Annotated in this window: 6 protein-coding genes; 4 read left to right on the top strand and 2 right to left on the bottom strand. The window is 70.2% G+C overall.

Annotated features, from left to right (window positions below; all coding sequences use genetic code 11):
- Together B7438_RS10705 and B7438_RS10700 are read left to right on the top strand one after the other, a co-directional pair.
- Positions 1-1,805, top strand: a 1,805-nt coding sequence (locus tag B7438_RS10705) for an MMPL family transporter (RefSeq protein WP_179150785.1), incomplete at its 5' end; no start/stop codon positions are given.
- Entirely contained in the window at positions 1,802-3,703 is a 1,902-nt protein-coding gene (locus B7438_RS10700) for a YhgE/Pip domain-containing protein (protein WP_085369534.1), read from the top strand. The genes B7438_RS10705 and B7438_RS10700, both read left to right, overlap by 4 nt.
- Before the next feature lie 103 nt (positions 3,704-3,806).
- Here the strand turns inward: B7438_RS10700 and B7438_RS10695 are convergent, their stop codons facing one another.
- Positions 3,807-4,961 (bottom strand): SLC13 family permease, encoded by a 1,155-nt coding sequence (locus B7438_RS10695; RefSeq protein ID WP_085369533.1) that lies wholly within the window; start codon positions 4,959-4,961, stop codon positions 3,807-3,809.
- 114 nt (positions 4,962-5,075) lie between these two features.
- Between B7438_RS10695 and B7438_RS10690 the strand changes: the two genes are divergently transcribed.
- Positions 5,076-5,273 carry a hypothetical protein gene (locus B7438_RS10690; RefSeq protein ID WP_085369532.1) on the top strand — a complete coding sequence of 66 codons (198 nt, stop codon included), beginning with the start codon at positions 5,076-5,078 and terminating at the stop codon, positions 5,271-5,273.
- Between the two features lie 139 nt (positions 5,274-5,412).
- Positions 5,413-5,829, top strand: a complete 417-nt coding sequence (locus B7438_RS10685) for a hypothetical protein (protein WP_247597361.1) — start codon at positions 5,413-5,415, stop codon at positions 5,827-5,829.
- Between the two features lie 14 nt (positions 5,830-5,843).
- Here the strand turns inward: B7438_RS10685 and B7438_RS10680 are convergent, their stop codons facing one another.
- Positions 5,844-7,220, bottom strand: coding sequence for a glucose-6-phosphate dehydrogenase (locus tag B7438_RS10680; protein WP_085369545.1), 1,377 nt, complete (start codon positions 7,218-7,220; stop codon positions 5,844-5,846).
- Positions 7,221-7,232: the final 12 nt, after the last annotated feature.

Raw genomic sequence — 7,232 nt, 5'->3', positions numbered from 1 at the left:
AAGCCGCCCCCACCGCCTCGGCGCCGACCCTCGCGCACGCGGCCAAGGCCGACGTCCCTCCGGGATTCTTCCGCGGCTGGGTGCGGGCGGTCACGCGGTTCCCGATCGTCACCATCGTGGGCGTCATCGCCATCCTCGGCGTCGCCACCATCCCCGCCGCCCAGCTGAGGCTCGCCCTCCCCGACGCGGGCTCGCACGCCGAGGACGACCCGGCGCGCATCGCATACGACCTCATCTCCGAGCACTTCGGCCCGGGATACAACGGACCGTTGATCGTCACGGGCTCGATCATCTCCAGCACGGACCCCGTCGGACTGATGACGAAGATCGGCGACGAGCTCGCCGACCTCCCCGGCGTCGCCGCCGTGCCGCTCGCGACCCCGAACCAGACGGCGGACACCGGCATCGTGCAGGTCATCCCGACCACCGGTCCCGACTCGGAGAAGACGGCGCAGCTCGTCTCGGACATCCGGGCGAAGCACCAGCACTTCCTCGACGAGTACGGCGTCGACCTCAAGGTCACCGGCAACACGGCGGCGCAGATCGACGTGTCGGACAGGCTGGGCGGCGCCCTGCTGCCGTTCGGGATCCTGGTGGTCGGGCTCTCGCTGGTGCTGCTGACGATGGTGTTCCGGTCGATCGCCGTGCCGATCAAGGCGGCGCTCGGCTACCTGCTCTCGGTCGGCGCGGCGTTCGGCGCCGTGACGGTCGTGTTCGAGTGGGGCTGGCTGTCCGACGCGCTCAACGTCGCGAAGACGGGGCCGGTGATCAGCTTCATGCCGATCATCCTGATGGGCGTGCTGTTCGGGCTCGCGATGGACTACGAGGTGTTCCTGGTCAGCCGCATCCGGGAGGACTACGTGCACGGCGGCAACGCCAGGCGCGCGGTCGAGAGCGGGTTCGTCGGGTCGGCGAAGGTGGTGACCGCCGCCGCGATCATCATGATCTCGGTGTTCGCCGCGTTCGTCCCCGAGGGCGACACGTCGATCAAGCCGATCGCGCTCGGGCTCGCCGTCGGCGTCTTCGTCGACGCGTTCATCGTGCGGATGACGCTGGTGCCCGCGGTGCTGCAGCTGCTCGGCGAGAAGGCCTGGTGGATGCCGCGCTGGCTCGACCGCATCCTGCCGTCGTTCGACGTGGAGGGCGACGGCCTGCAGAAGGAGCTCGACCTTGCCGACTGGCCGGAGCCGGGCGGCCGTTACATCGCGGCAGCGGACGGACTGACCATCAGCGCCAAGAAGCGGCCGCTGTTCTCCGACGTGTCGTTCCGCCTCACGGATGGCGAGGTCCTGGTCGTGCAGGGCGACGACCGCACGGCGTCCCTCGCGCTGCTGATGGCGATCACCGGACGCACCAAACCGGATGCCGGCACGATCAAGGTGGCCGGCTTCGTCCTGCCGACCCGCGCGGCCGGCGTGCGCTCCCGCACCGCCGTCGTGCGCCTCGGCACCTCGGAGACGCCCGTGCACGACGTGCGGAACGCGCTCACCGGTCACCCGCAGCTGCTCGCGCTCGACGCCGTCGATGCGGTGACAGACCCGGTGGAGCGCCGGCGCATCCGGTACGAACTCTCCGACGCGGTCAACCGCGCACGGGACGACGAGCGGCCGTTCGCCATCGTCGTCAGCTGCGTCGATCCCGCCGAACTCGACGAGCTGCTCCCGGACAGCGTCGTGCCGACCTCGCTCGGCAGGACGGACCGGCCAGGCAGCGGCGAGCATCTCGCAGCCGACCACGCCGTGCACCAGCACTCCGCCCCCGCACACCCCGCAGACAGCACCACCGAGAAGGCGATCGTCCGATGACCACCCCGACCTCCCCGACCACGCCGCTCCGCCGCCCGCGCTCGCTGTTCTCCCTGGAACGGATGCGCTCCGACAAGCGCGTCACCTGGCTCACCATCGCCGGCCTGCTGCTGGTGCCGCTGGTGATCGGCGGCCTGCTCGTCTGGGCGCTCTGGAACCCGACCGAGCGCCTCAGCGACGTGAAGGCGGCCGTCGTCAACCTCGACCAGCCGGTGGAGATCAACGGCCAGACCGTCCCGCTCGGGCGACAGCTGTCCGCCGGACTCCTCAACGGGAAGCCGGACAACTACAGCTGGGTGCTCACCGACAAGAAGGACGCCGACGCCGGGCTCGCCGACGGGACGTACGTCTCGGTCGTGACCATCCCCAAAGACTTCTCGAAGGCCGCGACGTCGCCGTCCGGCTCTGCCGCCGACGCCGAGCAGGCGACCATCGACGTGCAGACCAGCGAGAAGTCGAAGCTCGTCGACCCCGCGATCAGCCAGGCCGTGACCACCACGGCGACCTCCGTGCTGAACACGCAGCTCACCTCCACCTACCTGGAGAACGTCTATGTCGGCTTCAACACGCTGCACGACCAGATCGCGAAGGCGGCGAGCGGGGCCACCGAGCTGTCCGGCGGGGCGTCGCAGCTGGCGTCCGGCGCGCACCAATTGAGTGACGCATCCAGTCAGCTGGCGTCCGGGGCCTCAGCGCTCTCGAGCGGCGTCGGCCAACTCTCCGACGGCGTCGCGTCGCTCGCCGGCGGCCTGACCACACTGCAGCAGCAGACCGCGGCACTCCCCGATCAGACCCAGCAGCTCGCCGCGGGAACGGCCGGGGTGTCGAGCGGTGTGAACGCCACCGTCGCCGGGCTGCAGAAGCTGGCAGCGGGATGCGCGGCCGTCCACGGCCCGAACGACCCGATCTGCGCGGGCATCAGCCAGACCATCGCCGGCATGACCACCGGCCAGGGCGGCTCCCCCAGCCTGGTGGATGCGGCGGGTTCCGTCGCCGCAGGCACCCAGCAGCTGGCAGCGGGGATGCCCGCGCTCACCGCCGGGATCGGCCAGAGCGCATCCGGTGCGAGCCAGCTCGCCTCGGGGGCGTCGCAGTCCGCGTCGGGAGCGTCGTCGCTCACGAGCGGCACCCAGCAGCTCGCGACGGGCGTCGCCGGGCTCGCGACCGGGGCGGACCAGACCAGCGCAGGCACCGCATCTCTCGCCTCCGGGCTGAAGGAGGCGGCGGACAAGCTGCCCAACTACTCGAGCGACGAGCGCTCCAACCTGGCGACGGTCGCCTCACAGCCGGTCACGCAGAACAGTGAAGGCACGAGCGGATTCGGGCAGACCAGCATCCCGTTGTTCGGCGCCGTCGCGCTCTGGCTCGGTGCCCTCGCGACGTTCCTGGTGCTGCAGGCGGTCTCCCGCCGCGCACTGCTGACGACGCGCGCATCCGGTCGCATCGCGCTCGACGGGTTCCTGCCCGCCGCGGCGATCGGCGCGATCCAGGGCGTCTTCGTGGCGGGCGTGATGCAGTTCGCGCTCGGTCTCGACGTGGGCCACTGGTTCGGCTTCGCCGGGGTGGCGGTGGCGGTGGGCGTGGCGTTCGCCGCCGTGAACCACGGGCTGGTCGCCCTCCTCGGCGGCGTCGGGCGGTTCGTCTCGATGCTCGTGGTGGTGGTGACCCTCGCATCCGGGATCGTGTCGACCGTGCCCGGGTTCTTCTCCAGCGCGGTGCAGTGGATGCCCACCTCGGCGGCGATCACGGCGTTCCGCGGCGTCGTCGAGTCGACGGACGGCGTCTGGCGCGGCCTCGGAGCGCTCCTGCTCTGGGCGGCTGTCGGGTTCGCCATCTCGGCCATCGCCGTGGCGCGCCGTCGCATCGTGCGCGTCGCCCAGCTGCTCCCCGCCGAGTAACGAGGCCATCGAGCCGGGAGTTATGTACGCCGCGCCCGGCGTGTCGCGTGCATAAGTCCCGGCTCGATGATGTGGGGATGGGGGCCGAGGCGGAGAGGGCGGGTCAGAGGGTGGCGATGAGGGCGAGCGTCGCGAGGATCACGGTGAGCGGCGCGACGATGGCGCCGAGGAGGATGTAGCGGCTCCAGCGGATCTCGACGTCGAGCGACGTGAGCCTCTGGTGCCAGAGCAGCGTGGCCAGCGACGCCCACGGGGTGATCAGCGGCCCGGCGTTCACGCCGATCAGCAGCGCGACGAGCCGCGCCGGGCTGCCGGCGACCGGTTCGAGGGCGAGGTAGGCGGGGAGGTTGTCGATGGCGTTCGCGCCGACCATCCCGGTCAGCGACAGCCGCAGCAGCGCGAGCGGCGAATCCCCCGTCCCCGACACCACGGCGAGCAACTCGCCCAGGCCGACGGAGTGCAGCGCCTCGATGAACAGGAACAGACCGGACGCCAGCACGACGAGCTGCCACGGCACCAGCCCGAACCGGAGCACCGAGCGGCGGCGCACCAGGAACACCACGCCGAGGACCACGGCGGCCCCCGTCGCGGGCATCCACACCGGGATGCCGGACACCAGCAGAGGCACGAGCGCGACCACCACGGCGGCGCTCCACCAGAACAGCACGGGGTCTTCGATGCCGTCGATGTCCCCGGTCTCGTAGCGGGTGAGCAGGCGGCGGCGGTAGATCAGGAAGATCGCGACGACGGGCACGACGATCGCCACGATGGCGGGCGCTGCGGTGAGCGCGGCGAACTGCAGCGGGCTCGGATCCCCCATCGCGTGCTGGGCCAGCAGGTTGGTCAGGTTCGACACCGGAAGCAGGAGCGAGCCGGTGTTCGCGAGCCACACGGTGGTGAGCGCGAACGGCAGAGGGTCGAGGCCGGCATGGCGGGCGAGCACGATGACGACGGGCGTGAGCAGCACGGCCGTCGTGTCGAGCGACAGGAAGATGGTGCTGAGCGCGGCAACGGCTGCCACCAGCAGCCAGAGCACCCAGGCCCGTCCGCGACCCCAGCGTGCCGTCTGCTGCGCGATGGCGGTGAAGAGTCCAGCCTCCGCCGCCAGCTCCGTGACGACCGTGACGGCGACCACGAACAGCAGGATGGGCCACACCCTGTCCCCGAGCTGCGCGGCGTCCTCCAGGGGGAGGATGCCGGTCGCGACTGCGACGATTCCGAGCAGGAGGAGAACAGCGCCGACGATCGCGGTGCGCATCCATCGTCCTTTCGTGTCGTGGGTGTGTTCGCTGCTGCGGTTCTCGACGCGGCTCTGCGAGCGTACGCTACGAAACGCACCCGGTAGCGTAGTGCCAGGAGCGAAAGGATGCGGATGCGCAAGTTCATCTTCAACGGAGCGATCATCAGTGCCGCCTTCGGGCTCTGGACGACCATCCAGACCACCCGCTCAGGCGCGAAGGACTGGCGGGTGCCCCTGCTGTGGATCAGCGCGGCCCTGTCGCTCGTCATCGCGGTCGGCACGGTGCTCGAAGAGTCGAAAGAAGCCGAGATCAGCGAGAAATCGCGCTGATCGCACGGCGTGTCCGCGCCGAATCTGAGATTTCTTCCAGGACACTTGTATTCAAGTGCAAGAACAGCCTGGAAGGGGTTGGATCATGTTTGGTCGTAGGCGGCACGCCGCCGCGGTTCCGGCGGCTCCGGTTCCACAATTGACGGACGCCCAGATCCTCGAACTCGTCCACGGCAAAGTGGCCGAGTTGATCGGTGAACGCGGTGAATGGACCGTGTCCCGACGCGCCGCAGACGACACCGACACGATCTTCCACTCGGTCCTCGCCCAGTCGGTCAGCCTCAGCATCACGACGGCCCTCGTGGAGGCACGCCAGCGCGTCGCCGCCGGCGAGACCATCGCGACCGCCGAGCCACAGCACCTCGCCGCGGAGGCCCCTGCCTCCGAGCCCGTCGCGGCCGACGAGACCGCAGTGACGGTCGAGGCCGACACGACGACGGAGTCCGACGAGCCGGCCGCCTTCGGCTGGGAGCCCGCGCCGATCACCGTCTGGACCGACCTGCGCAAGCCGGTCACCGGCGAGATCCCCACCCTCACCGAGCGCTCCGCCGCCTAGCGCCCAGCCTCCGGCTAGCCGAGCGGGTGCCACGCGGCGGGCCCGCGTGAGCCTGCGCGGTATGTGGTCAGCGGGACGGCGTCCTTCTTCCACTCGCTGATCACCGGGGCGACGATGCGCCAGCACTCCACGGCGGTGTCTCCGCGCACCGACAGCGACGGGTCGCCGTCGAGGATCCCCTCCAGGACCTCCCCGTATGCGAGCAGCTCGCCCGGGCCGAACTCCACCGACAGGGATGCGCGCTCGATCGCGGTCGGGTCGCCAGGGCCGTTGATGTTCAGGTCGAGCGACATCTCGTCCGGCGCGAGCATGATCCGCAGCTTGGTCGGCTCCTTCACGCCGGTGAGCCCGGTCGGGATGTGCGGGGCCGGCTTGAACGTGACGACGATCTCGCGGCGCCTCTCCCCCAGTGCCTTGCCCGAACGCAGCGTGAACGGCACACCCGCCCAGCGCCAGGTGTCGATCTGGAAGGTCACCTCGGCGAGCGTCTCCGTCTCCCTGTCCGGGTCGACGCCTGGCTCCTTGACGTAGGACGGCACCTTGGCGCCCTCCACCGTGCCAGCCGTGTACCTCGCGCGCCTGCTCGACTCCACCGGGCTGTCGTTCCACACGCGGGTGGCGCGGAGCACAGCGCCCTTCGCATCCCGGATGTCCTGGGCGCCCATCGTCGACGGCGGCTCCATCGCCAGCACGGCGAGCACCTGCAGCAGGTGGCTCTGGATCATGTCGACCAGCGCGCCCGCCTTGTCGTAGTAGCGCGCCCTGCCTTCGAGGCCGAGGGTCTCGTCGTAGATCACGTCGACCCTGTCCACGTGCTGGCCGTTCCAGAGCGGTTCGAAGATGCGGTTCGCGAAGCGCAGTCCCACCAGGTTGAACACGGTGGAGCGTCCGAGGAAGTGGTCGACCCGGTGGATCTGATCCTCCGGCACGAGCTTCGCGAGCTGGGCGTTCAACGCGATCGCGCTGCGCCGGTCCGTGCCGAACGGCTTCTCCAGGGCGAGCGTCAAACCTGTGGGAAGTTTCAGCTTCTCGAGGGCCTTGCAGGCGAGCGCGGCGACCGCGGGAGGCAGTGCGAAGTACAGCGCGGGCACCCCGTCTGCTGCGTCGAGGATGCGCTGCAGGTCGTCCGGCGAAGTGACGTCGGCGCTGAGGTATGTCGTGCCGGAGAGGATCGCATCCACCGCCGGGCCACTGGCCTTCATGGTCTTGAAGGCCGCGCGCACCACGGAACGCCAGTGCGCGTCCGTCCAGTCCTCCGTGCCGGAGCCGACCAGTTTCACCGAACGCTCCGGGTGGTCGGTCAGCAGCTGTCCGAGTGCGGGAAGGAGGAGTCTGGACGAGAGATCGCCGCTCGCTCCGAGAATCACGAGAGTGGTCACCGACTGCGTCATGTCCATCACAGT

It is taken from the genome of Leifsonia sp. NCR5 (genome assembly GCF_002105485.1).
In the GTDB taxonomy this organism is placed as follows: domain Bacteria; phylum Actinomycetota; class Actinomycetes; order Actinomycetales; family Microbacteriaceae; genus Leifsonia.
Note: the sequence above shows the minus strand (reverse complement) of the source record. Positions and strands in the feature narration are given on the sequence as shown.

Bases quoted from the DNA above. Each gene is read 5' to 3' on its own strand.
- B7438_RS10700 (WP_085369534.1), top strand. From the start codon at position 1,802: ATGACCACCCCGACCTCCCCGACCACGCCGCTCCGCCGCCCGCGCTCG.
- B7438_RS10695 (WP_085369533.1), bottom strand. From the start codon at position 4,961: ATGCGCACCGCGATCGTCGGCGCTGTTCTCCTCCTGCTCGGAATCGTC.
- B7438_RS10690 (WP_085369532.1), top strand. From the start codon at position 5,076: ATGCGCAAGTTCATCTTCAACGGAGCGATCATCAGTGCCGCCTTCGGG.
- B7438_RS10680 (WP_085369545.1), bottom strand. From the start codon at position 7,220: ATGACGCAGTCGGTGACCACTCTCGTGATTCTCGGAGCGAGCGGCGAT.